This window comes from Pedomonas sp., assembly GCF_036515995.1.
Classification (GTDB): domain Bacteria; phylum Pseudomonadota; class Alphaproteobacteria; order Sphingomonadales; family Sphingomonadaceae; genus Pedomonas.
In genome coordinates this window covers 53,519-78,055 of record NZ_DATBUP010000010.1, presented here as the reverse complement: position 1 = coordinate 78,055, position 24,537 = coordinate 53,519, and the positions used below count along the sequence as shown (strand labels likewise).

22 protein-coding genes are annotated in these 24,537 nt (G+C 66.8%); 7 read left to right on the top strand and 15 right to left on the bottom strand.

The annotated features are described in order from the left end of the window. The 5 genes from VIG90_RS01025 to ahcY form a co-directional block, all read right to left on the bottom strand. Positions 1-603 (bottom strand): nucleotidyltransferase family protein (locus VIG90_RS01025; RefSeq protein ID WP_331591529.1); only part of this gene is annotated, 603 nt, incomplete at its 3' end. Continuing rightward, positions 603-1,637 carry an aminoglycoside phosphotransferase family protein gene (locus VIG90_RS01020; RefSeq protein WP_331591527.1) on the bottom strand — a complete coding sequence of 345 codons (1,035 nt, stop codon included), beginning with the start codon at positions 1,635-1,637 and terminating at the stop codon, positions 603-605. The genes VIG90_RS01025 and VIG90_RS01020, both read right to left, overlap by 1 nt. A 5-nt stretch (positions 1,638-1,642) precedes the next feature. After that, positions 1,643-2,128, bottom strand: a complete 486-nt coding sequence (tsaE, locus tag VIG90_RS01015; protein ID WP_331591525.1) for a tRNA (adenosine(37)-N6)-threonylcarbamoyltransferase complex ATPase subunit type 1 TsaE — start codon at positions 2,126-2,128, stop codon at positions 1,643-1,645. 132 nt (positions 2,129-2,260) lie between these two features. Further along, the gene (locus VIG90_RS01010; RefSeq protein WP_331591523.1) at positions 2,261-4,642 is read right to left on the bottom strand and encodes a PAS domain-containing sensor histidine kinase; all 2,382 of its coding nucleotides are present in this window, start codon (positions 4,640-4,642) and stop codon (positions 2,261-2,263) included. A 254-nt stretch (positions 4,643-4,896) separates the two neighbouring features. After that, the gene (ahcY, locus tag VIG90_RS01005; RefSeq protein ID WP_331591521.1) at positions 4,897-6,294 is read right to left on the bottom strand and encodes an adenosylhomocysteinase; all 1,398 of its coding nucleotides are present in this window, start codon (positions 6,292-6,294) and stop codon (positions 4,897-4,899) included. A 353-nt stretch (positions 6,295-6,647) separates the two neighbouring features. Here ahcY and VIG90_RS01000 point away from each other — a divergent pair, with 353 nt between their 5' ends. Next, positions 6,648-7,931 carry a cystathionine gamma-synthase family protein gene (locus tag VIG90_RS01000; RefSeq protein ID WP_331591519.1) on the top strand — a complete coding sequence of 428 codons (1,284 nt, stop codon included), beginning with the start codon at positions 6,648-6,650 and terminating at the stop codon, positions 7,929-7,931. 140 nt (positions 7,932-8,071) lie between these two features. Here the strand turns inward: VIG90_RS01000 and VIG90_RS00995 are convergent, their stop codons facing one another. The 8 genes from VIG90_RS00995 to VIG90_RS00960 all read right to left on the bottom strand — a co-directional run bounded on the left by VIG90_RS00995 (position 8,072) and on the right by VIG90_RS00960 (position 15,156). After that, entirely contained in the window at positions 8,072-8,917 is an 846-nt protein-coding gene (locus VIG90_RS00995) for a hypothetical protein (protein WP_331591517.1), read from the bottom strand. A 693-nt stretch (positions 8,918-9,610) separates the two neighbouring features. Then, a complete protein-coding gene (locus VIG90_RS00990; protein ID WP_331591531.1) occupies positions 9,611-9,883 on the bottom strand; it encodes an HPr family phosphocarrier protein in 273 nt (90 codons plus the stop codon). Between the two features lie 5 nt (positions 9,884-9,888). Next, positions 9,889-10,293, bottom strand: coding sequence for a PTS sugar transporter subunit IIA (locus VIG90_RS00985; RefSeq protein ID WP_331591516.1), 405 nt, complete (start codon positions 10,291-10,293; stop codon positions 9,889-9,891). Beyond that, complete coding sequence (rapZ, locus tag VIG90_RS00980; RefSeq protein ID WP_331591515.1) at positions 10,290-11,273, bottom strand: RNase adapter RapZ; 984 nt, start codon at positions 11,271-11,273, stop codon at positions 10,290-10,292. Before rapZ ends, VIG90_RS00985 begins: the two co-directional genes overlap by 4 nt. A gap of 9 nt (positions 11,274-11,282) precedes the next feature. Further along, positions 11,283-11,732 carry an HPr kinase/phosphatase C-terminal domain-containing protein gene (locus VIG90_RS00975; protein ID WP_331591514.1) on the bottom strand — a complete coding sequence of 150 codons (450 nt, stop codon included), beginning with the start codon at positions 11,730-11,732 and terminating at the stop codon, positions 11,283-11,285. Continuing rightward, positions 11,729-13,360 (bottom strand): stimulus-sensing domain-containing protein, encoded by a 1,632-nt coding sequence (locus tag VIG90_RS00970; RefSeq protein ID WP_331591512.1) that lies wholly within the window; start codon positions 13,358-13,360, stop codon positions 11,729-11,731. The genes VIG90_RS00975 and VIG90_RS00970 overlap by 4 nt, the downstream gene beginning before the upstream one ends. Continuing rightward, the gene (locus VIG90_RS00965; RefSeq protein ID WP_331591510.1) at positions 13,357-14,058 is read right to left on the bottom strand and encodes a response regulator transcription factor; all 702 of its coding nucleotides are present in this window, start codon (positions 14,056-14,058) and stop codon (positions 13,357-13,359) included. The genes VIG90_RS00970 and VIG90_RS00965 overlap by 4 nt, the downstream gene beginning before the upstream one ends. Positions 14,059-14,295: 237 nt before the next feature. Continuing rightward, positions 14,296-15,156 carry an alpha/beta hydrolase gene (locus tag VIG90_RS00960; RefSeq protein ID WP_331591508.1) on the bottom strand — a complete coding sequence of 287 codons (861 nt, stop codon included), beginning with the start codon at positions 15,154-15,156 and terminating at the stop codon, positions 14,296-14,298. Between the two features lie 211 nt (positions 15,157-15,367). Here VIG90_RS00960 and VIG90_RS00955 point away from each other — a divergent pair, with 211 nt between their 5' ends. The 4 genes from VIG90_RS00955 to VIG90_RS00940 all read left to right on the top strand — a co-directional run bounded on the left by VIG90_RS00955 (position 15,368) and on the right by VIG90_RS00940 (position 20,830). Then, positions 15,368-16,804 carry a protein adenylyltransferase SelO family protein gene (locus tag VIG90_RS00955; protein ID WP_331591507.1) on the top strand — a complete coding sequence of 479 codons (1,437 nt, stop codon included), beginning with the start codon at positions 15,368-15,370 and terminating at the stop codon, positions 16,802-16,804. Positions 16,805-16,882: 78 nt separating this feature from the next. Next, on the top strand, positions 16,883-17,425 hold the full coding sequence (ppa, locus tag VIG90_RS00950) for an inorganic diphosphatase (RefSeq protein ID WP_331591505.1): 543 nt from the start codon (positions 16,883-16,885) through the stop codon (positions 17,423-17,425). A gap of 205 nt (positions 17,426-17,630) precedes the next feature. Continuing rightward, entirely contained in the window at positions 17,631-19,292 is a 1,662-nt protein-coding gene (locus tag VIG90_RS00945; protein WP_331591504.1) for a thiamine pyrophosphate-binding protein, read from the top strand. Beyond that, positions 19,289-20,830: an aldehyde dehydrogenase family protein gene (locus VIG90_RS00940; RefSeq protein ID WP_331591502.1), complete on the top strand. Its 1,542-nt coding sequence runs from the start codon at positions 19,289-19,291 to the stop codon at positions 20,828-20,830. Before VIG90_RS00945 ends, VIG90_RS00940 begins: the two co-directional genes overlap by 4 nt. Positions 20,831-20,983: 153 nt before the next feature. Here the strand turns inward: VIG90_RS00940 and VIG90_RS00935 are convergent, their stop codons facing one another. Together VIG90_RS00935 and VIG90_RS00930 are read right to left on the bottom strand one after the other, a co-directional pair. After that, positions 20,984-21,550, bottom strand: a complete 567-nt coding sequence (locus VIG90_RS00935; protein WP_331591501.1) for a GNAT family N-acetyltransferase — start codon at positions 21,548-21,550, stop codon at positions 20,984-20,986. Positions 21,551-21,583: 33 nt separating this feature from the next. Further along, the gene (locus VIG90_RS00930) at positions 21,584-22,096 is read right to left on the bottom strand and encodes an Lrp/AsnC family transcriptional regulator (RefSeq protein ID WP_331591500.1); all 513 of its coding nucleotides are present in this window, start codon (positions 22,094-22,096) and stop codon (positions 21,584-21,586) included. 100 nt (positions 22,097-22,196) lie between these two features. On the opposite strand from VIG90_RS00930, the gene VIG90_RS00925 reads away from it, so the two are divergent. Further along, a complete protein-coding gene (locus VIG90_RS00925; RefSeq protein ID WP_331591499.1) occupies positions 22,197-23,453 on the top strand; it encodes a hydrolase in 1,257 nt (418 codons plus the stop codon). Further along, positions 23,450-24,526: an arginine N-succinyltransferase gene (locus tag VIG90_RS00920; protein WP_331591497.1), complete on the top strand. Its 1,077-nt coding sequence runs from the start codon at positions 23,450-23,452 to the stop codon at positions 24,524-24,526. The genes VIG90_RS00925 and VIG90_RS00920 overlap by 4 nt, the downstream gene beginning before the upstream one ends. The last annotated feature ends 11 nt before the right edge of the window (positions 24,527-24,537 follow it).

Sequence of the window (24,537 nt, the reverse complement as noted above, 5' to 3'; positions counted from 1 at the left end):
GTCCGTGAACAGGCGGCGCGAGAGCAGCTGCACGCCGGAGAAGACATAGTTGGCGGTGAGATCATGGCCACGCCGGTGCAGGCGGCCGGAGGGCTCCCGGTGGAAATCACCCGCGCCGTCATAGCCCGCAGCCTCGGCCCGGTCGACGACCAGCAGGAGCGCGTCCATCCGCTCCGGGTCCCACTCGGCGGCAAGGCGCGAGACAGTGTTTTCGCTGCCGTCCAGCCACAGGTTGTCCGCATTGGCGATGAGCAGCGGGTCGCCTGCCAGCAGCGGCAGGGCCTTGGCGACGCCGCCGCCGGTTTCGAGCAGGGCTTCGCGCTCGTCAGAGATGAGATACCGCGCCGCGCCGCCGTCCGCCGCGCGAGCGCTGAGGTGCGTCTCGATCTGATCGGCGAAGTAGTGGGCGTTGACGACGATGTGCGTGACGCCTGCCGCCTCGAAGTTGTCGAGCGCGCGGTCCAGCAGGGTGCGGCCGGCGACTTCGATGAGGGGCTTGGGCCGGGTGTCGGTCAGCGGGCGCATGCGGGTGCCCAGGCCTGCGGCCAGCACCATGGCGGAGGTTGGGGCGGAGGTTGGGGCGGAGGTAGGTACTGCCGCCATCACGCCGCATCCTGCCAGCGTGACGAACGCCAGTCTGCCGGCATGTGCGTGTCGAACCACGCCTTGACGGGCGCAAGGGTGGGATGCTCCAGATTGCGCAGCAGGAGCTGCCACACGCGCGGCTGGTGGCGCAGGTAGCCGGGCTTGCCGTCCCGCTTCCACAGCCGGACGAAGACGCCCAGAATCCGGCTGGCGCGCTGCGCGCCGAGCACCGCATAGGCGCTGCGGAAGGCGGCGGGGTCGACATCCGGGCGGGCGGCCAGATACCGCTCGATCAGCACCGGCTCCAGCCCGGCGCGCACGTCCCGGCGGGGGTCCTGAAGCAGCGAGACCACATCGTAGGCGGCCGGGGCCTGAAGCGAGTCCTGAAAGTCCAGCACGCCGACGCGCCTGAGTCCTTCGCGCTCCGGCAGCCAGAGCAGGTTGGGCGAGTGGTAATCGAACTGCACCAGCACCGGCTGGTCATGCCAGCAGCGAGGCCACACCGCCTCCCACGCCGCGCGCCAGTCCGCAAGCAGCGCTTCGGGCGCGGGCGCGCCTGCAACGGCGGGCCAGTACCACTCCAGCACCAGATCCACCTCCCGCTGCATCCGCTCGTTGGAGTAGCGTGGCAGTGCGTGCCAGCCGCCGGCCACCGGCAGCGTGTCCGGCACCAGTTGGCCGTGGACCTGCGCCAGCACGTCCGTGGCGGCGGCGTAAAGCTCGGCCTCGTCATGGCCCGCCTCGATGGCGGCAACGAAGGAGAGATCGCCCAGATCTTCCAGCAGCACGAGGCCATTGGCTGCGTCCACCCCGCGAATCGCGGGCACGGACAGGCCAAGGCCCGCCAGATAGTCGCCAACGGCCACGAACGGCTCCACCAGTTCCAGACCCGGCGGCGCGATCATCAGCACGGCGGTCTCGTCCCCATGCTCGTTGGCCCGGTGCAGGCGCATGTAACGGCGGTGGGAGGCGTCTCCGGCCAGCGGCAGGGCGGCGGCGCCGCCCCAGCCGTGGGCGTTGAGAAACGTTGCGATTTCGCTCGGAAGAGACATGCGACCTACTCGGCAGACTGGAACGATTGAAACAGGCGCTTTGCCCGCTCTTCCCAAGCGGGCGGGGCATCGACTGTCAAGGTGCGGCCCTCACCGCTCGTCGCAGGTGCAAGGCTCAGCCACAAGCGGTCATGGGGCATGAACGGGCCCATGCGTTCCGGCCACTCGATGAGGGACAGGGCGGTGTCGAACGCCTCGTCCAGACCCAGCTCCACCGTTTCCTCCGCCTCTTCAAGCCGATAGAGATCGACGTGCCACACCGGCAGGCGCAGCGGCGGCGCGTCATAGGTCTGGACGATGGTGAAGGTGGGGCTGGGCGCGTCCTCGGTCAGGCCGAGGTGAGACAAAACCGCCCGGGCCAGCGTGGTCTTGCCCGCACCCAGATCGCCGGACAGGGCGAGAATATCTCCCGCCCGGGCTTCCTGCGCGATGGCGCGGCCCAGTCTGTCAACGGCGGCAAGGTCTGGAAGGTGCAGGGTGTAGGCGGTCATGGCGGGAAGAAGTCCAGTCAGATGGCGGGCGGATCGTTCGGGATAATCGTCAAGGCTGATACTCGGATTCCGGACGGCCGGGCGCAAGGCTCATTCGGGGCCGCTTATTCCGAGGCGTTCATTCAGGGCCGCTCACTCCGAGGCGGGCGGCGGCTCGACGGGAGCCTTGCGCGCCAGATGCACGAGAACGCGGGTGCCCGCGTCCTCGCTGGACAGCTCGACGGTGCCGCCGTGCATGGCGACGAACCGGCGCACCAGCGAGAGGCCAAGGCCGATGCCCGGCGCGGTGTCCGCATCGCCATCGTTGCGGCGGAAGCGCTCGGTGGCGCTCATGCCGACAACGTTGGTGCCGACGCCGGTGTCGGTCACTTCCAGCATGAGGCGGGTCTCGTCGCCCCACGCCCTGACCGCCACGTTGCCGCCCGGCGGCGTGAAACGGATGGAGTTGGAGAGCAGGTTGTACAGCACCTGCTTCAGGCGGCGTTCGTCCCCTTCCACGATGCCGGCGGACGGGTCCACCATCTGGGACAGGTGGAGCGTGCGGGCGCGGGCCTGCTCTTCCACCATCTGCACCACGGCGGCGACCATCGGCTCGATGCGCACCGGCGCGATGTCCAGCACCAGGGCACCGGCCTCGATGACGGCGAGGTCGAGCATGTCGTTGATGAGCACCATCAGCCGGTTCGACGACGTGAGGATGGAGTGGACATAGTCCAGCTGCCGCTCGTTCAGGCCGCCGAAGTAGCCCTGATCCAGCATCTCGGCAAAGCCGATGATGGAGGTGAGCGGCGTGCGCAGCTCGTAGGACACGTTGGCGACGAACTGGGACTTGAGCCGGTCTGCCGCCTCCAGCGCCTCGTTGCGCTCGCGCAGGGCCTTTTCCATGTTGGTGGTGGCGGTGACGTCGATGAAGGTGACCAGCGCGTTGCCGTCCGGCAGGGGGACGGCGGCATAGTCGATGATCTGATGATCGACGAGGCGGAACCGGCCGGTGGACGGGTTGCGTCCCTCGGCCGCGCGCAGCACGCCGTCCCGCAGCAGCTGCGCCTGCTCCGAATGGTCGAGGCGGCTCGCCACGTGCGCGGCCAGCCGGTCCACGTGCGGCTGCTCCGACAGAAGATCGGGCGGGCACTGCCACAGGGTGGCGAAGCGGGTGTTGTGCAGCTCCAGCCGCCCGGAGGGGCCGAACACCGCCACCGCTTCGTAGAGGTTGTTGAGCGTGGCCGCCTGCACCTTGATGAGGGTGTCACGCGTGGAGCGCAGGCTGAGCTCTTCGGTGTAATCCTCGAACGCCAGCAGGAGCCCGCCGATGGGGTGCGGCTGGGCAATGACGCGCAGCACCGTCTCGTCCGGCAGGACCCAGGTTTCCTCCAGCGGCTCCAGCGCCGTCGTGAACCAGCCGAGGTGGCGGCGCTTCCATTCGGGGAAGTCCCGCTGCTCGGGCAGGCGGTGCTTCTCGCGCATGCGCTCCAGCACCTCGCCCATGCTCGGGCGGTCTTCCAGCCATTCCGGCTCCAGCGCGAACAGGGTGGAGAACGCCTTGTTGTGGAAGAACAGCGTCATGTCCGGGCCGAAGATGACGACGCCCGAGGACAGGCGGTCCAGCGTCTCGTTCTGGGCCTGGGTGTGGCGGGCCAGCTCGGCGCGGGCCTCCTCGCGCTCGGTGATGTCCAGCGCGAAGCCGCCGACGCCGGCCTCGCCCAGCGGAATGTCATAGATCTGGAGCGTGCGGCGGTGGCCGTAGAGGATGACGTTGGCCTGATGCACCTGCGCGGTGTCCAGATCGCGCGCGCGCTCGGCGGACTGGGCGGGGACGGTGCCCGGCACGTTGCCGACCAGCTCGATGCCCTGCTGCACCACGTCCTTCGCGCTGGCCGCTTCCACCGCGTCCACGTAGGCGGCGTTGACGTCGCACAGCTTCAGGTCACGGTCGCGCCGCCACATCGGCAGCGGCGCGGCCTGCACCAGCGCCCGCAGCGCCTCCAGCTCCCGCCGCGTGCCGTCAAGCTCGCCGCGCAGCTGGTCAAGCGCGCTCTGGGTGGTGGTGGCATCGAAGAACCAGACGACGACGCCGGCATCGCCCGCCACCTCCATCGGCGCGGCACGGCCCTCGACCAGCAGCTGCCGGTCCCGGCGCGCGCTGGTCACCAGCCGCTGGAACGGCCGGGCGGAGAGGGCCAGGGCATCAATGTCTCGGACGAGCTGGGCGTAGTCGGACATTTCAAGGCCGCTCTGGCCGCGTCCTTCCAGCTCCTCCAGCCGCGTCACCTGCCGGTCGATGCCGAGCCAACTGCGCAGCGTGTCGGAACAGGTGGTGGCGCCGTCCGCCCCGACGATGAGATAGGCGGCGGGGGATGTGGAGAGCAGGCCATGCAGCCGGCGGCCCCAGCGGGCGGTGACCCGCGCGGACAGGAGCGCGTTGCTGCCGCGAATGACGGCCCAGACGGCAACGACCAGCCAGGCCGCGGCCACGGTGGCCGCAAGGGCCAGCTTCCAGGTTTCGGGAGTGCTCATTGCCCGGTCTTCAACGGCAGATCCTCGGCGGCAGGGACCGGACAAAGACTCCGGTGCCGTCAGAAGCGCCCAAGACCATGCTTTTCCCCCGCAGTTCGGCTGCATCAACCACAAGTGCGCAAGCCCCGGGCGTAACCAGCCCGGTCATGGCGCTCCCGCATTTGTGCCGGAACAGTTCCCTGACAGCAAGAGGGGTTGGAATTCGCGAAGAACTCCAACCCCTTCAGCCCTGTCAGCCGTCAAGCCCGAAAGGCTTAGTAGCGGTAATGCTCCGGCTTGAACGGACCGGCCTGCGGCACGCCGATGTAGGCGGCCTGCTTGTCGGACAGCGTGGTCAGCTTCACGCCCAGCTTGGCCAGGTGGAGCGCGGCCACCTTCTCGTCGAGGTGCTTGGGCAGGGTGTAGACCTTGTTCTCGTAGGCGTCAGCGTTGGCCCACAGCTCGATCTGCGCCAGCGTCTGGTTGGTGAAGCTGGCGGACATGACGAAGCTGGGGTGGCCGGTGGCGCAGCCCAGGTTCACCAGACGGCCCTCGGCCAGCAGGATGATGCGCTTGCCGTCCGGGAACTCGATCTCGTCCACCTGCGGCTTCACGTTGTCCCACTTGTAGTTGCGCAAGGACGCCACCTGAATCTCGCTGTCGAAGTGGCCGATGTTGCAGACGATGGCACGGTCCTTCATGGCGCGCATGTGATCGAGCGTGATCACGTCCACGTTGCCGGTCGCGGTCACGAAGATGTCGCCGCGCGGCGCGGCGTCTTCCATGGTGACGACCTCGTAGCCTTCCATCGCCGCCTGCAGCGCGCAGATGGGATCGACTTCGGTGACGAGCACGCGCGCGCCGCCCTGACGCAGCGAGGCGGCCGAGCCCTTGCCCACGTCGCCGTAACCGGCAACGACGGCGACCTTGCCCGCCAGCATCACGTCCGTTGCGCGGCGGATGCCGTCAACGAGGCTCTCGCGGCAGCCGTAGAGGTTGTCGAACTTCGACTTGGTGACGCTGTCGTTCACGTTGATGGCCGGGAACGGCAGGCGGCCGGCCTGCGCCATCTGGTACAGGCGGTGGACGCCGGTGGTGGTCTCTTCCGACACGCCCTTGATGGCATCGCGGCACTTGGCGAAGAAGCCGGGGCGCTCCGCGTTCACCCGCTTGATGAGGGCGAAGAGTACCTCTTCTTCCTCGTTGCCCGGGGTGGCAATCTTGGAGGGGTCCTGCTCGGCCTCGGCGCCGAGGATCACGAGAACGGTGGCATCGCCGCCGTCGTCCAGAATGAGGTTCGGCGTGCCGCCGTCGCCCCACTCCATGATCTTGAGCACGTAGTTCCAGTATTCCTCCAGCGTCTCTCCCTTGTAGGCGAACACCGGAATGCCGGCCTCGGCAATGGCGGCGGCGGCATGGTCCTGCGTGGAAAAGATGTTGCACGAGGACCAGCGCACGTCAGCGCCCAGCGCCTTCAGGGTCTCGATCAGCACGGCGGTCTGGATGGTCATGTGCAGGCAGCCCGCGATGCGAGCGCCCTTCAGCGGCTGGCCTGCGCCGTATTCCTCACGCAGGGCCATCAGGCCCGGCATCTCGGTTTCGGCAATGGTGATTTCCTTGCGTCCCCAGCCAGCGAGGCTGATGTCTTTGACCACGTAATCGGTAAAGGCCACGGATGAACTCCCTTGTGCTGATGGACCCGTGTCGTCTCTGAGTGCCGGTCGCCCGGACGGAAGACCAGGGCCAGCTCTGCCGCGTCGGGCAACATTGTTGCTGTTCTGACAGCAAGCCCCGCAGCGTTCAAGCGCAAATATAAAGATGTCTTTATGTTCTGACCGGAACGCTGCCCAAAGGTCAGAAACGCAGCCAAACGGCGTGCTGTTCGTTGGCTTTGGCAAAATGCCCGCAGATTCAGGCAAATAAAGATAAATTACCGAAACTTGACGGCAATTTCGCTCTGGTCGGCGTGCGATCTTTCCCGTCATAGTCGCACCATGCTGCAAGAAACCTGTCAAAAGGCAGAGCCATGACATACGAGACCTATCACAAGCGTACGGTGGGCCAGCAGACCCTGCATCCGGAAACCCAGATGATGGGCTTCGGCTACGATCCGCATCTCTCCGAGGGGTCGCTGAAGCCGCCGGTGTTCCTGACGTCCACCTTCGTGTTCAAGTCCGCGCAGGATGGGAAGGACTTCTTCGACTACGCTTCGGGCCGCCGGGAGCCGCCCGCGGGCACCACGGCCGGGCTGGTCTACTCCCGCTTCAACAATCCGAACCTCGAGGTGCTGGAAGACCGGCTGACCGTGTGGGACGGGGCGGAGGCCGCCGCCGTCTTCAACTCGGGCATGGCCGCCATCACCACCACCCTGTTCGCCTACCTGCGCCCCGGGGATTCGGTTCTCATCAGCCGTCCGCTCTATGGCGGCACCGAGGGTCTGGTGGACAAGATCCTGCCCCAGTTCGGCGTGAACGTCTTCGGCTTTGCCGACGGCTGCTCGCCGGACGAGGTGCGGCAGGTGGCGCAGGCCGCCCGGGCCAAGGGGCGCGTCGGCCTCGTGCTGGTGGAAACCCCCGCCAACCCCACCAACGGCCTCGTCGATCTGGAACTGATGGCCGCGGTTGCGGATGAACTGGGCCAGCAGCAGGGCTTCCGCCCGCCGGTGGCGGTGGACAACACCTTCCTCGGCCCGGTGTACCAGCAGCCGCTGCAGCACGGCGGCGACATCGTGATCTACAGCCTCACCAAATACGTGGGCGGGCACTCGGACCTGGTGGCCGGGGCGATTTCCGGCAGCAAGGCCATGGTCGGCCCGGTGAAGGCGCTGCGCGGCTCCTTCGGCACGCAGGCGGACCCCAATACGGCGTGGATGCTCATGCGCTCGCTGGAGACCCTGTCGCTGCGCATGGAGAGGGCCAACACCAACGCCGCCGCCATCGCCAACTACCTGAAGGACCACCCCAAGGTGGCCTCGGTCAACTACCTCGGCTTCCTGGAGGCGGGCGATCCGCGCAAGGCGGTCTATGACCGGCAGTGCAAGGCGCCGGGCTCCACCTTCTCGTTCTACGTGAAGGGCGGCGAGGCGGAAGCCTTCCGCTTCCTGGACGCGCTTCAGGTCATCAAGCTGGCGGTGTCTCTGGGCGGCACGGAATCGCTGTGCTCTCACCCGGCGTCCACCACCCATTCGGGCATCCCCAAGGAGCAGCGCGACCGCAGCGGCGTGACCGACGCCATGATCCGCCTCTCCGTCGGCATCGAGAACCCGGACGATCTGATCGCCGATCTGGAACAGGCGCTGGCGGCGATCTGAGGCTGAAGTCGTCTTGTTAAGGCTGTCCCACCGGAAGGGCGTGCCCCTCCGGTGGGAGAACAGCAGACGAGAAAAGCTAAGCTCTTTGTTGGTCGCACTTTCTTAACCACAGGGTGTACCACCCTGCTCGAAAGCTGCTCTTAGTTCGCCTTCAGGCCGGCCCGTTCCAGACCCTTGTCGATGAGTTCGTCAGGAACGCGCAGGGTCTGGCCGATCTCGATGTGCGCCATCTCGCGGAACAGGGTGCGGGCGCGCTCCAGATTGACCGTGGACTGGGAAGGGAAGATCTTCATCGGCTCGTTGGGGCCGATGCCCAGCGCCGCACCGATGCGTTGGGCGTACTTGTCCACCAGACCCCACATGTGGGTGCACTTGGCGGTGCCGGGGCCGCTTTTCCGGCAATCCGGGCTGAGGATGTACCGCGTCATGATCTCGCGCGGCGTGCGCAGGTTATGCTTGAAGCGGTAGGCATGCATGGTGATCGCGATGGCGCGGGCGGCGTAGATCGGGTCCTGGAACACGGCGAGGCGCTGCCTGCCGACCTTCTCCTGCCCTTCCCACTGGGTGCCCTTCAGGCACCAGTAGTTGTTGTACTGGTAGCAGGGCTGCTCGACCACGACCTTGGGCAGGGACGCAAGGTCCGCCTTGACGTAGCTGCCGTCTCCCGAGCGCATCAGGAGCGGGGGCGTGCTGGTCGGCTGCAGGGAGGCGGGCCTGGCCTCGGCTGGAGCGACCGGCGCGGCGGATGCTGATGCTGGCGCCGATGGCGCTGATGCCGATGCTACAGCGAGGCTGGATGCTGCCGCAGCGGGGGCGGATGCTGATGCTGCAACCGGGGTTTGCGGGTGTTCAGATGCCGTATCCGCCGCTCTGGCCATACTCAGGCCGAGCGACATGCCCGCAGCCATACCGGCCACAAACGAAACCAGCCTGCGGGACTGCACTCCGCTGGCAGGCGATTTGTGGGCAATTGGCAGTTGCCGCATGGGGCTCTCTCCTTCCAGTTGATCCTGATCCCCGCACCCCTCGGAACTGAGCCGAAGGACTTGCGGATCTGATCGTGCCGCTGGAAGCGGCGGGTTTCCCCGGCCTTCCCCCATGACGCGGGAACACCGGGTTCGCCCTGCCACCGTGGAAGGCGGCGGAGCTTTCGCCACCCGAAGGCGGCTGGAGCCGGAAGACACGCTGCCACACATGTCCGACCCCGACAGGGAGGCGCAAATACGCCCGTTAGGTCTGGTTCTGCCTACACAACGAAAGGGCGGAACAAGGCAGGGTTTGTGACCGAAATGGCGACCTGACGCAACCCCTGCGCAAAAAAGCCCGGAAATCCGGGCAACATGGCGGAGAATAACCCACGGAAGAGAGGCCGGTTCCGCCGCGGAATCCGGTTTTGGAAGAGGGGTGACGGGCGCGTTTCCCGCCCGCAGGCGCGAACGGCTGGATTTCCGGAGAGTTGGCGGCAGGGGCCGCGAGGCCGAGCCCCCCATCGGCACCCCCCCGTTTTTCTGCGCGGGTCAGGCCGCACAGGACACCGGGTTCAGCCCTCAGGCGCACGCAGCTTCACAGCTGCCGACCCGAATCAGCCGCTTTCTGCAATGTTGTTAATAGCTTGAGTAATTCCAGGAAAGAGGGCGGAGGAGCGCCGCCTCCGCAAACACGGCCCTGGAGGGAAGGGCTTACTCTTCGTCGAACTTGGCTTCGACGAGCCCGACCAGCGCCGTGAGCGCCGCGTGCGCCTGCGGGCCGCTGGCGTTGATGGTGATCTCCTCGCCGATGGCGGCGGCCAGCATCATCAGGCCCATGATGGACGTGCCGGTGACTTCCGAGCCATCCTTGCTGACGCGCACGCTGGCGTCGAACTGGGAGGCGAGGGTCACGAACTTGGCCGAGGCCCGCGCGTGCAGGCCCCGCTTGTTCAGGATCCGGACCTTCTTGCTGAGCGCCAACATCTCCATCAGGACACACCCGCCAAAATCTTCGAAGCAACCGAAATATACTTACGCCCGGCTTCCTGCGCGGCTTCAACGGCGGACGTTACGTCGCAGGTGCGCCGCACGGTCGCCAGCTTGATGAGCATGGGCAGATTGATGCCGGCGATCACCTCCACATTGGGCTTGCCCATGAGGGAGATGGCCAGGTTCGAGGGCGTGCCGCCGAACATGTCGGTCAGCAGGATCACGCCGCTGCCCGCGTCCACCGCTTCCACAGCCTCGGCAATATCCTGCCGGCGGGCTTCCATGTCGTCTTCCGGCCCGATGCAGATGGCCTTCACGGCCTCCTGCGGCCCGACCACATGCTCCATGGCGGACACAAATTCGGCCGCAAGCCGGCCGTGGGTGACCAGCACCAGTCCGATCATACGCTGCTACTCTCTGCTTTCTCGGTCAATGTCAGCTCCGCGCCCTGGGCCTGAACCCGGAGATCGCGGTGCACAATGGAAAGGGTGTGTCCCTCGCTCCTGAGAACGGCCGCCATACGCTCCGTGACGAACACCGAGCGATGCTTACCGCCCGTGCAGCCAAAGGCGACGGTCAGATAGGCCTTCCCTTCCTGCCGGTAAAGCGGAAGAAGGTAGGAGATGAGGTCATGGGTCTTGGCGAAGGCGTCCGCGAAGCTCGGGTCGGACGCCACATAGGCTCCCACCCGCTCGTCCTGCCCGGTGAAGGGGCGCAGCTCCTCTACCCAGTGCGGGTTGGAGAGGAAGCGCATATCAAACACCAGATCTGCATCGCGCGGGATGCCGCGGGCATAGCCGAAGGACATGATGGTCAGCGTCAGCTGGCCGGACCGGCTGAAGGCGAAGCGGCCGGAGAGCGCGTGGCGCAGCTGGTGCGAGGAGTACTGGCTGGTGTCCAGAACCACGTCCGCCCAGCGGCGCAAGGGGGCGAGCAGTTCGCGCTCGCGGGCGATGCCGTCCTGCACCGGCCGGTCCTGCGCCAGCGGGTGGCGACGCCGCGTCTCGGAAAAGCGTCGGCTCAACTCTTCGCCGGAGCAGTCGAGGAACAGCACGCTGACCTCGATGTTCTCCTTGTCACGGAGCTCCTTGAGGGTGCCGACGATCGTTTCTGCGTCAAATGCCCGGGTGCGGGTGTCGATGCCCAGCGCGATCGGCCGCTCATGCCCGTCCACCGGCCCGGAATCCTCCGTGGCCAGCAGCTTGGCGAGCAGGCTGATGGGCAGGTTGTCGACGGCCTCATAGCCCAGATCCTCAAGCACCTTGAGCGCTGAGGATTTACCGGCGCCAGACATGCCCGTAACCAGCAGCAGCCGGGTTGCGGGAAGTCGTTCGCTGCCCTGGGGCGCACTCACCTGGGCAGAACTCTGGGGCTGCAGAGACATATCCCTCACTTATAGCCGAATGGTCCCGCCGCTCAAAGCCATCTCGACCTTGAGCGGTGAGTCATCACGCAAAGCATCCATCACGACCAAAGGTCGCCTCAAACCCAGCATCTCCCATTCTTTTGGTTCTGGCAACCGCTCGTCCTCCCGTCCGAGACGGACCGCGAGCGCAATTTCCGCCCGCCTGCGATACGGTTGCCGGGAAATGCCGACGCCGCGCACCTCAAGGAGCCCGGCAATGCTCTCGGGCACCGTGGCGATGAGGGACTGGCCCTCGCGCGAGAGCAGGGCGTAGTCATCCGCAACCAGCATCGCCCCCCGGTCAATAAGCCGCAGCGCCAGACTCGATTTTCCGGTGCCGGGCTCTCCCATGATGAGCACGCCGCGCCCGGAATAGGCGACGCAGGTGGCATGCTGGAGCACGGGTTCGCCGAATCCTTCGGAAGGTGTTGCCGTCATTCCGCCGCCTCCAGCCGCCGCTCCACGTGGGCCGGCAACTCCACCGTGAAACGCGCGCCCAGAACGGTTTCGCCCTGCACCCGGTTGGCGGCAGTGATGCGCCCGTTGTGGGCTTCCACCACCTGCTTGGAAATGGCGAGGCCCAGACCGGAGTGCTTGCCGAAATCCTCGCCCTCGGGACGTTCGGAGTAGAAGCGCTTGAAGATGCTCTCCTCGGTCCCCTCGGGGATACCGGGTCCGTCGTCATCCACGATCATCCTCACCGTGCGGTCATCCACGGTGAGCATAACGCGCACGCTGCCGCCCTCGGGCGAGAAGGAAATGGCGTTGTCGATGAGATTGCGCGCCACCTGACCCAGCCGGCCCTCCAGCCCCATCACCAGCGCGGTGCTGGGGCGCGGTCCGGCGTAGGCGATGGTGACGCTGCGCTGGGCGGCGTTGCGGCGCTGCACGTCGATCAGCGTTGCCATCATCTGTCCCATGTCCACCGGCTCGAACCGGGCACGGGATAGCTCAGCATCCATGCGGGACGCGTCCGAAATGTCGGTGATGAGCCGGTCGAGCCGAACGACGTCGCCCTGAATGATCGCCAGCAGCTGCTTCTGGAGCGCGGGATCCTTCACCCGGTCCAGCGTCTCGACCGCGCTGCGCAGGGAGCTGAGGGGATTCTTGATCTCGTGGGAGACGTCCGCCGCGAAGGATTCGATCGCATCCATGCGCTGGTGCAGGGCCTGCGTCATGTCGGACAGCGCGCGGGCGAGCTGGCCGATCTCGTCGGTGCGCCTGGGCAGGCGCGGCACGATCACGTCACGCGCCCGGCCCTGCCGCACCCGGTCCGCCGCGCGGGCCAGCCGCCGGATCGGATGCACGATGGTGCGGCCGAGGAAGTAGGACATGAGGATGGTGAGCGCCAGCACGAGGCAGAAGATCTTGAACGAGGTCAGCCGCTCGGCGCGCACGATCTTGGTGATGTCGCGCGTGTCGGCGGTGAGCAGCACCGCGCCCATGACCTTCTGCACCCGCTGGATCGGCTGGGCGACGGTGACGACCGTGGTGCCGCCTTCGCTGCGGCGCAGGGCGGTTGCCGCCTCGCCCTGAAGCGCGGCGGTGACTTCGGGAAGATTCGCCAGCTGATCGGCGGGAATCTCCTCATACATATCGAGCCGGGGCGAGGCCGCCGCCATTTCGGTCATCCGGTCCAGCCACAGCGCCACCCGCCGCCGCCAGCCCGGCTTGAGCTGGGTGATGATGACTTCCCGGTCCGGCAGCCAGTTAGTGTCCATCAGCTCGACGCCGCTGGCATCCACCACCTGGATGCGCACCGACGTTGCCTCGGCCATCTGGGCGATGAGCGCGGCGGTGCGTTCAGGATCGAGGCGCGGCGTCTCGGGCGTCTGCGCCGCCATTTCCGACAGCCCGCCCGCCATGAGCAGGGACTGGATCTGCAACTCCTCGCTGCGCTGCTCGATGAGCCGCACGCGGAACTGGTCGAGATAGAGAACACCGCCCGCCAGCATCAGGAGGGCGAACAGGTTGACGGCCAGAATCCGCAGCGTCAGCGGTGAAATGATCCGCTCCCGCGCCTGCGAGCCCAGCAACCTCGCACGGAGAGCCCGAAGCCGTTTCATTCGTTGAACCGGTAGCCGACACCGTAGAGCGTCTCGATGCTCTTGAAGTCGCCGTCCACCGTGCGGAACTTCTTGCGCAGCCGCTTGATGTGGCTGTCGATGGTGCGGTCATCCACATAGACGTCATCGCTGTAGGCGGCGTCCATCAGCTGATCGCGGGACTTCACGAAACCGGGGCGCTGGGCGAGCGCCTGAAGGATAAGGAACTCGGTGACGGTGAGGGAGACTTCCTTGCCGTCCCACGTCACCTCGTGCTTGGCCGGATACATGGTCAGCCGCCCGCGCGACATCGCCTGCTCTTCCGGCTCGGCGACATGATCGGGATCGTTGCGGTTGGCGGTGCGGCGCAGCACGGCGCGGATGCGCTCGATCAGCAGCCGCTGGGAGAACGGCTTGCCGATGTAATCGTCAGCGCCCATGGCAAGGCCCAGCGCCTCGTCAATCTCGTCATCCTTCGAGGTGAGGAAGATGACCGGCAGCCGGGACTTCTCGCGCAGGCGGCGCAGCAGTTCCATGCCGTCCATGCGCGGCATCTTGATGTCGAGCACGGCCAGATCGGGCGGATTGTCCAGAATCGCCTTCAGGGCAGACGCGCCATCGGAATAGACGCGCACGGTGAACCCTTCCGCCTGCAACGCGATGCTGACGGAGGTGAGGATATTGCGGTCATCGTCAACCAGGGCAATGGTGGCGTTCACGCGGTCACATCCTTACTCTTTGGCTTACTCTCTGGCTCACTCTTCGGCCTCACCCCGGGTCCCGGAGCTCTACCCGCGATCCTGGAGGCCCCTGATCCGGACGGCCTCTGAAAAGTCCGGCCCGGACGGCCTTCATCCGTTTTCTGCCAAGCCTGCCTGTCTATTTGCCTGCTCCAACGGTTCGCCGCAAGGCAAACCCTTGGCTCATGCGATGAAAAACACCGGTTTTGCGGGGGATTACTCCGACAGACGGCCGAGGAACGCATCGATGGCGGCCACGGACTCCGGTTCCTCGAGCGAGGGGGCATGACCAACGCCGGGCACGGTCACAACCGTGACGTGCGGGCCGCGCGCCGCCATGCGCTCCACCGTGCGAGGGCTCAGGATATCGGAGGTCGCGCCGCGCAGCACCGTGATCGGAAGACCGGCCAGCGCATCGAAGGCAGGCCACAGGTCCACCCCGGCGTTGCTGTTGGGCAGCTTGAACGGCGCGGCGAGGTTGGGGTCATAGTCCGCCACGATCCGCCCGTTGGGGTGCAGATAGCAGGTGCGCTTGGCCATGCGCAGCCAGTCATCCATGGAATAGTGGGGGTAGATGTCCACATTCAGATCACGGATGGCCCAGGCGGCGTGCATCCAGGTTGGCCATGGCCCCATCTTGCCGACGTAGCCGCGGATGCGCTCCAGCCCCTCGGGGTCGATGTCCGGGCCGATGTCGTTCATCAGCACGCCCGCCAGATACTGTTTCTGGGTGCCGCCCATCAGCATGGCGATGATGCCGCCCAGCGACGTGCCGATTACCGCCAGCTTGCGCGGCTGCTCCTGCGCGATCAGCGCCTCAACGTCCCGCAGGTAGGTCAGCGGCACGTAGGTCAGCGGGTCCTTGGCGTAGGCCGAATCCCCCCGCCCGCGCAGGTCAAGGCACCACACCCGCCACTGGCCCGCCAGCCGCTCCGCCACGCCTTCATAGTCTCGCGCGTTGCGGGTCAGGCCCGGTATGCACAGGACGGTCGGCTTGTCAGCAGGTCCAGCGTAATCTCGAAAATGCAGCCTCAACCCATCGTGGGACCAGTAGTAGCGATCCTCGTAAGCGGCCATGTCATCCCCGTATTGCGACCGGGCAGGTATGCGCCCGCCCCAAGGTTTAGCCCCGTCGCGCCATTTGTCGGAAGCCTTTTTGTGGGACCGGAACCACCCTGCCCTGGGCTGCGCTAAGATCTGACAGGGCCAAGCAATCTCGTCGCTTCACCGAAACAGAGGCGTTATGACAGAGGCAAAGGCCCACCCCCAGCGTTCCAAAAGGAGTCCCATGACCCAGGCAGCCTTCACCCCCGCACGGGACATTCTGACCCTTGGCGACGCCTTCTATGACGAGGTGGAAGCCGCTGCGTTTCCCCAGCACATCATCCGCTTCCGCAACCAGCGCTGGGCGGAGCGCGTGGGGCTGGACGGGCTTACGGACGAGGAGTGGGCCGCCCACTTCGGGCGGTTCCAGCCGTTGCCCGGCTCGCTCGAGAAGCCGCTGGCGCTGCGCTACCACGGACACCAGTTCCGGGTGTACAACCCCGACATCGGCGACGGGCGCGGCTTCCTGTTCGGGCAGGCGCGCGACGTGAAGGACGGCCGCCTGCTCGACTTCGGCACCAAGGGCTCGGGCCAGACGCCCTACAGTCGCTTCGGCGACGGCAAGCTGACCCTCAAGGGCGGCGTGCGCGAGGTGCTGGCGACCGAACAGCTGGAGGCGCTGGGCGTCTATACCTCCAAGACCTTCTCGCTCATCGAGACCGGCGAGGCGCTCACCCGCCACGACGAGCCCTCGCCCACCCGGTCCGCCGTGCTGGTGCGCCTGTCCCACAGCCACATCCGCTATGGCACGTTCCAGCGGCTGGCCTACTTCAGCCTCGCCGACGAGATGATCGCGCTCGTCGACTACTCGCTGGCCCGGTACGTGCCGGATGCGCCGGGGCCGGAGGCGGCGCTGGAAGAGCGGGTCTCCGCCCTGCTCGACCACGCGGTGAAGGGCGCGACGCGGCTAGTCTCCAGCTACATGGCGGCGGGCTTCGTGCACGGCGTGCTCAACACGGACAACATCAACATCACCGCCGAGAGCTTCGACTACGGACCGTGGCGCTTTGCTCCCACCTATGATCTGGCCTTCACCGCCGCCTACTTCGACGACTACGGTCTTTACGCCTACGGCCGTCAGGCGGAAGCCTTCCACTGGAACGTCTATCAGCTGGCCAAGGCGCTGCTGACCATCGTGCCCAAGGAAGTGGTGGTGCCGGTGTTGGAGACCTTCCCCGAGCACTTCGAGGACGAGCTGGTATCCGCGATCTTCCGCCGCCTCGGCCTCAAACCGGCCGGGGACGAGCAGACCAATCTCGCCTTCCTTCAGGCGATGGAGCGATTCCTCATCGATTCCAAGATGGGCCTCGAGCGGTTTTACTTCGATTGGTACGGCGGCAATTTGTCCGAGGCGCGCCGCGCGGCCTCTCCGGCGGCCAACACCTACGCGGGCGAGGATGCCAGGCCGCTGCTTGATCTGCTGCCGCGCTTCCAGCCCGCCGACACCGCCGCGCAGAACCTGAAACACCCGTATTTCGCGGATGCTGCCCCCTGCACCATGCTGATCGACGAGGTCGAAACGATCTGGGACGCCATCGACGAGCGGGACGACTGGGAGCCCTTCAACGACAAGATCAAGGCCATCCGGCGCATGGGCGAAGCCTACGGTTACGCGGTCTGAACCAAAAACGACGTTGCAACCGGGGGGTGCGGCAGGTATCCCGCAGCGCGCGTAGTTTTCCGTTGAAGGACGTTCCGCATGGATATTCGTTACATTCCGGTCGGCAAGAACCCGCCCGAAGAGATCAATGTCGTAATCGAGATTCCGGCAGGCGGCGCGCCTGTGAAGTACGAAATCGACAAGAAGTCGGGCGCACTGTTCGTTGACCGCTTCGTCAACACCGCCATGGTGTACCCGGCCAACTACGGCTTCGTGCCGCACACCCTGTCCGATGACGGCGACCCCGTTGACGTGCTGGTGCTGACCGACATTCCGGTCGTGGCAGGCTGCGTCATTCCGGCTCGCCCGATCGGCATCCTTCACATGGAAGACGAGGCCGGCAACGACGAGAAGATCCTCGCCGTTCCCATCGCCAAGCTGAACCCGGTCTATGCCAACGTGCAGTCTCATGACGAGCTGCCGCCGATCCTGCTGGAGCGCATTGCGCACTTCTTCCAGCACTACAAGGATCTGGAAAAGGGCAAGTGGGTGAAGATCGTGAAGTGGGATGGCCCCGAAGCCGCCCGCAAGGCGATCGTGGAAGGCGTCGAGCGCGCCGGCGGCAAGCTCTCCGCCGCCTGAGCCGCCAATCCGGCACCGAGATGATGTGAGGGGGTCTTCGGGCCCCCTTATGTTTTTGGACGCCCGTAAACCTTTGTAAAAACAGCCCGGCCCGTGCAAGCAACCAACGGTGTGGCGGCCCAGCTTGGCGGATTGCCCGCCCCGGCCCCGGCCATCAGCCAGTCTGCCCGTTGACTCCGGCAACCCGCCATCGCACCTCTTGGGTATGGCCGAACATGCCCGCACCGCAGCGCGAACACTGGTCGATTGCCTGATCGCCCAGGGCGCAACCCACGCTTTTTGCGTGCCCGGCGAGAGTTATCTCGCCGTTCTCGACGCGCTCCACGATGTGCGCGAGTCCCTCCACCTCGTCACCTGCCGCCATGAGGCGGGAGCCGCCAACATGGCGGAGGCCCACGGCAAGCTGACCGGACGCCCCGGCATCTGCTTCGTGACCCGCGGCCCGGGCGCGACTCATGCCGCCATCGGCGTGCACACCGCCCGGCAGGACTCGACGCCGATGATCCTGTTCATCGGGCAGGTCTCCCGTGCGGACCGCGACCGCGAAGCCTTTCAGGAGGTGGATTACCGGCAGATGTTCGCGCCGCTGGCCAAGTGGGTGGCGGAGATCGACGATCCCGACCGCATGGCCGAATATGTCTCGCGCGCCTATGCCGTTGCCATGAACGGGCGGCCCGGCCCGGTGGTGCTGGCCCTGCCGGAGGACATGCTGGTGGAGCCGAGCCACGGCCCGGTGCCCGACCGCATGCTGGGGCGCATCGAGCCCGCCAATCCCGGCCCGGCCCCGCAGGCACTGGCCCGGTTCGAGGCGCTGCTGAAGAAGGCTGCCCGCCCGCTGGTGCTGCTGGGCGGCAGCGGCTGGAGCGACGAGGGGCTGGCCAGCCTGCGCCGCTTCATCGAAGCCAACCGCCTGCCGCTGGCGACCACGTTCCGCCGCAAGGCCCTGTGGGACAACACCCACCCCAATTACGCGGGGGACTTGGGCATCGGCCCCAACCCGAAGCTGGCGGAGCGGGTGAAGAAGGCGGACCTGCTGATCGTGTTCGGCTCCCGCCTCTCGGAGATGACAACGAGCGGCTATACGCTCATTAAGCCGCCGGTGCCGAGCCAGCACCTCATCCACATCCACCCGGACCCGGACGAGCTGGGCAAGGTCTATCAGACCACCCTTTCGATCGCCTCCGGGCTGGATGAAATCGCCCATGCGCTGGCGGGTCTGACCGTGGATTCGTCCCACTGGGAAGAGACCGCACCTGATGCCAATGCCGCGTACCGGGAGTGGGTGCAGCCGGTGGAGGTGGGCGAGGGCGTAAACCTTTCAGAGGTCATGGCCCACCTTGGCCGCCTGCTGCCGCCCGATGCGGTGCTGACCAACGGCGCGGGGAACTTTGCCGCGTGGCTGCACCGCTTCTACCAGCACCGGCGCTGCCGCACCCAGCTTGCCCCCACCAGCGGCGCGATGGGGTACGGCGTGCCCGCCGCCATCGCCGCCAAAATTGTCCACCCTGAGCGCACGGTCGTGTGCGTGGCGGGGGATGGCGATTTCATGATGACCGCGCAGGAACTGGCCACCGCCGCCCAGTACAGCGCCAACGTGATCGTGCTGATTTCCAACAACGGGGTCTATGGCACCATCCGCATGCATCAGGATCGGGCCTATCCGGGCCGTGTCTCCGGCACCGAACTGGTGAACCCTGACTTCGTGGCCTTCGCCGCCGCGTTCGGCTGCCATGCCGCCCGCGTGGAGCGCACGGAAGACTTCGCCGCGGCCTTCGAGGCCGCCGTTCAGAGCAACCGCCCGGCCGTGCTTGAGTTGTGTGTGAGTGCGCGCCACATCGCCCCCAACAAGACATTGAGCGACCTATGAAAACCGAAGCCTTTTCGACTCAGGCCACCGCCCGCATGGTGGATGTGACCGCCTATCTCGACGCCATGGGCGTGCCGCGTGATCGCTACGCCGACGGCCCGCTCATCGCCCGCTCGCCCATCGATGGCAGCGAGACCGGCCGCCTTGCAGTAGACACGCCCGCCAGCGTCGAGGCCAAGATCGCCGAGAGCGTGGAGGCCTTCCGCGCGTGGTCAAAAGTGCCGGGCCCGGTGCGCGGCGAACTGGTCCGCCGTCTGGGCGAGGCGCTGCGCCAGCACAAGGAGGCGCTCGGCCGGCTCGTCACCGCAGAGAGCGGCAAGCCGCTCTCCGAAGGGCTGGGCGAGGTGCAGGAGATGATCGACATCTGCGACTTCGCGGTCGGCCTCTCCCGCCAGCTGTATGGCCTGACCATCGCCTCGGAGCGCGCCAACCATCACCTGCGGGAGATGTGGCACCCGCTGGGCCCGGTCGGCATCATCTCGGCGTTCAACTTCCCGGTCGCCGTGTGGTCGTGGAACGCGGCGCTGGCGCTGGTGTGCGGCGATTCCATCCTGTGGAAGCCGTCCGAGAAGACGCCGCTGACCGCGCTTGCCGTGCAGCACCTCATGGAAACCGTGGCCGCTGACTTCCCGCAGGCTCCCAAGGGCCTGTCCCAGCTCATCATGGGCGGGGCGGACGTGGGCGAGGCCCTGACGCATGATCCGCGTGTGCCGCTGATCTCGGCAACGGGCAGCACCCGCATGGGCCGCGCCGTGGCGCAGGCCGTCGCCGGCCGGCTTGGCCGCACGCTGCTGGAACTGGGCGGCAATGCGGCCACCATCGTCTGCCCGTCGGCGGATCTGGAGCTGGCGGTGCGCGCCGTCGCCTTCGGTGCGGCAGGCACCACCGGCCAGCGCTGCACCTCGCTGCGCCGCCTGATCGTGCATGAGTCCGTTTATGACGCGCTGGTGCCGCGCCTGAAGGCGGCGTTCGCGTCGCTCCCCATCGGCAACCCGCTGGAGGAGAAGAACCTGCTCGGCCCGCTCATCGACGAGGCATCATACGAGGCCATGCAAAAGGCGCTTGCCCAGGCAAAGGCCGAGGGCGGCACCGTCACCGGCGGCGAGCGGATCGAGAGCATCAACGGCGGCGTCTATGTCACACCGGCGCTGGTGGAGATGCCGGAGCAGACCGCCATCGTGCGGGAGGAGACCTTTGCGCCGATCCTCTACGTGATGCGCTACACCGACTTTGACGAGGCGATCCGCCTCCAGCGGGACGTGCCGCAGGGCCTCTCCTCCTCCATCCTGACGACGGACATGCGCGAGGCGGAAACCTTTCTCTCGGCGCAGGGCAGCGACTGCGGCATCGCCAACGTCAACATGGGCACCAGCGGCGCCGAGATCGGCGGCGCGTTCGGCGGCGAGAAGGAAACCGGCGGCGGCCGCGAATCCGGCTCCGACGCGTGGAAGGCCTACATGCGCCGCCAGACCCAGACCATCAACTACGGCCGCGACCTGCCGCTGGCCCAGGGCGTGAAGTTCGAGATCGACGCGTAAGCTGCGATCTTGGCTTCGCTTTTTATTCAGAGGGATCCTGATCCCCCTGCGACCCCCTGTTCGTTTTCAAAGGGCCGTGTCCTGCATGATGGGCGCGGCCCATTCAAACAATGGAGGTGCAGGAGGGACAAGTCCCTCCTGCAAAACAGAGAATCAGCCCGTCTGAAGCCCCTCCCACCCTGCGCGGTCGAGGCGGTAGAGGACGTGGCGGCGCAGCCAGTTGCCTTCCTCTACGAGCGGGTGGTCGAAGTCCAGGGACGGCTCATGGCGGAAGCCGATGCGCTGCATCACACGCTGGGAGGGCTCGTTCGGCACGGCGGTGAAGGAGACGATCTCGTTCAAACCCAATCGGGTGAAGCCGTCGTCCCGCGCGGCCTGCGCCGCCTCGGTGGCGTAGCCCTGCCCCCAGCTTGAGCGCACCAGCCGCCAGCCGATCTCGACGCAAGGGGTGAACGCCGCCGCGAACCGGGGGACGGACAGGCCGACGAAGCCGATGAACGGCGCGCCGCCCTTCTCTTCCACCGCATAGAAGCCGAAGCCGCGCTCCGCCATCATGGCGCTGATGCGGTCCACCATTGCGTCGCTTTCTGCCCGCGTGTACGGCGCGGGGAAGTAGCGCATCACCTCCGGGTCCGCGTTCATGGCGGCAAAGGGGGCGCGGTCCTCATCGCGCCAGGCGCGCAGGATGAGGCGCGGCGTCTCGATCACAATGTTCTGCACGTGTCTTCTTTCCCTTTTCCGAAGCGGGCTTTCCTACCGCTTGCCGTTCGGCGACCGCACGCCGTCAATGGGGTATCCGGTGAAGCGCTTTACCTCCCCCATGCGGATGAGGGAGGTGATCTGGGCAATGCCGTAATCCTCCATGGAGAGGCTGTCGGCCAGAATGCGCCACGCGTTGATGTCCGGCACGGCGACCTTCAGCAGATAGTCGAAACTGCCGGAGACCTGTGCGGCCTCGATCACCTGCGGCAGGGCGCGGATCTTCTCCTCGAAGCGGGCGAAATCCTGCGGGCGGTGGCTGGCCAGCCGCACCTCGGCGAAGACGACCACCGTGGGCTGGACCCGCTCGATCTCCACCGCCGCGTGCGCCCCCATGAGCACGCCCGCCGCCTCCAGCCGGCGCACCCGCGCAAGGCAGGCGCTCGGAGACAGGTTAACCGTTTCTGCCAGTGCCTGATTTGTGATCCGGGCGTTCTCCTGAAGGGTCTGGAGAATCCGCCGGTCGATGGAATCAAGCACGGAGAAGTGGTCGTTGCCCCTTGTCATAAAATTACTCTTACACCGAATTTTCTGCGGCTGGAAGCTTGGCCTTTCGTTACCCCTGCGGCGGCAGGCGTGACATGATCTTCGCCGAAAGGGACATGTCATGCTGAAAGGTCTCGACCCCCGCGAGCAGGCGGCGCTGGACGGCATTGCCGGTGAAAGTGACGCCATGATCGACACCGTGCGCCGCTGGAGCGCCATCAATTCCGGCAGCCGCAATCTGGCGGGCCTCGCGCTCATGGCTGACATTCTGGCGGAGGCCTTCGCGCCGCTGGGCGGCGAGCTTCGCCTCGTTGATGCAGCGCCCGCCCACAGCGTGGACGGGGACGGCCAGCTGGTGCCCCTGGAGCACGGCCGCATCCTGCGCCTCACCAAGCGGCCGGACGCGCCGCGGCGGGTGCTGCTGGCCGGACACATGGACACGGTGTTCGCCCCGGATCATCCGTTCCAGACGCCGTGCGACAGCGCCCCCGGCGTCATCAACGGCCCCGGCGTTGCCGACATGAAGGGCGGGCTCCTTGTGATGCTCCACGCCCTGCTGGCCCTTGAGCGCAGCCCGTGGGCGGAGGGGCTGGGGTATGAAATCGTCATCAATGCGGATGAGGAGATCTCTTCCCTTGGCTCCGCGCCCGTGCTGGCGCAGGCGGCGCGCGCGGCTGACCTTGGCCTTGTCTATGAGCCCGCCATGGAAGACGGGCGGCTGGCGGGCGCGCGTAAGGGCATCGGCTCGTTCAGCGTTGTGGCGGAAGGCAAGTCCGCCCACGCCGGGCGCAATCCGGAGGCAGGCCGCAACGCGGTACTGGCGGTGGCGGACGCCTTCCTGCGCCTTGCCACGCTGACCGGGGCACGGCCGGGCCTCACGGTGAACGTCGCCCGGGTGGAAGGCGGCGCGCCCACCAACGTGGTGCCGGCCTCCGCCGTCGGGCGGTTCGAGATTCGCGTCGCCACCCATGAGGACATGCACTGGGCGCAAGGGGAGGCCCAGCGGATCATTGCCGCCGTGGCCGCCGAGCGCGAGGTGGCGCTGACCTTGCATGGCCGCTTCAACCGCCCGCCCAAACCAATGGACGAGCGGCAGGCCGCGCTGTTCGCCGCCGTGAAGCTGTGCGGGGAAGACCTGGACCTGCCCATTCACTGGGCCGCCACGGGCGGCTGCTGCGATGGCAACAACCTTGCCGCCGAGGGGCTGGCGGTGGTGGACACGCTTGGCGTGCGCGGCGGGGCCATCCATTCAGCCGACGAGTATCTCATCACCGAAAGCCTTGCCGAGCGGGCCCGCCTGTCAGGCCTGCTGCTGATGCGGCTGGCATCCGGGGCCATGCCCCTGCCCCCGCGCGGCGAGCGGAGTGACCGCCCATGAGCGCGAACGAGAATGGCACGGACGTCGCGAACGGTGCGAACGGCACCTACAGGGTGCGCACTGCTCGCCCGGAGGACACGGAGGCGCTCTATCAGCTGGCGCTGAAAACCGGCGGCGGCTTCACCAACCTGCCGCCCAACCGGGACGACATCGCCCGGCGCGTCAACGCCAGCGCCAAGGCCCTCGCGCGGGAGGGGGCCGAGGAGACAAGCGCAGGCGACCTCTACATGCTGGTGCTGGAAGATGCCGCCGACAACACAGTGTTCGGAACCGCCAGCCTGTTCACCCGGCTGGGCACCGAGTGGCCGTTCTACAGCTACAAGATCAACCGCCTGTCACAGACGTGCAAGGAGCTGAGCAAGTCGCTCACGTCAGATGTGCTGCATCTGGTGAATGACTTCGACGGCTGCTCGGAAGTGGGCGGGCTGTTTCTGGAGCCGGACCGGCGGGCCTCCGGGGCGGGCCGCACCGTCGCCCGCAGCCGCTACCTGTTCGTTGCCGCCCACCGGGCGCGCTTTGCCGAGAAGATCATCGCCGACCTGCGCGGGTATCAGGCGGAAGACGGCAGCTGGCCGTTCTGGGAAGGGCTGGGCCGCCACTTCTTCCAGATGGAGTTCGAGGACGCGGACCGGTTCAACAGCCTGCACGGCAACCAGTTCATTGCGGACCTCATGCCCAAGTACCCCATCTATGCCCGGTTGCTGCCGCCCGCCGCGCAGGCCGCCATCGGCCGTCCGCACCGGGATGGGGAGCGCGCCTTCGCCCTGCTGGCGGAGGAAGGGTTTCGCTACGAGGGCTATGTGGACATCTTCGACGGCGGGCCGACCATGACCGCCTATGTGAGCGACCTGAAGGCGGTAAAGGACCACCACCGCGCCACCGTCAGCGACATTCGCCGGATCGACAGCACCTCCAGCCTCGACGTGCTGGCGTGCGCCGGTCATGCCGCAAATTTTCGCGCCGCGCGCGGACGGCTGGAACTTCTGCCCCACGACGCCGTGATCCTTGACGAGGCCCTTGCCGGCGCCCTTGACGTCACCCCAGGCATGGAGATTCTGCATGTCACCTTCTGATACCACCCACA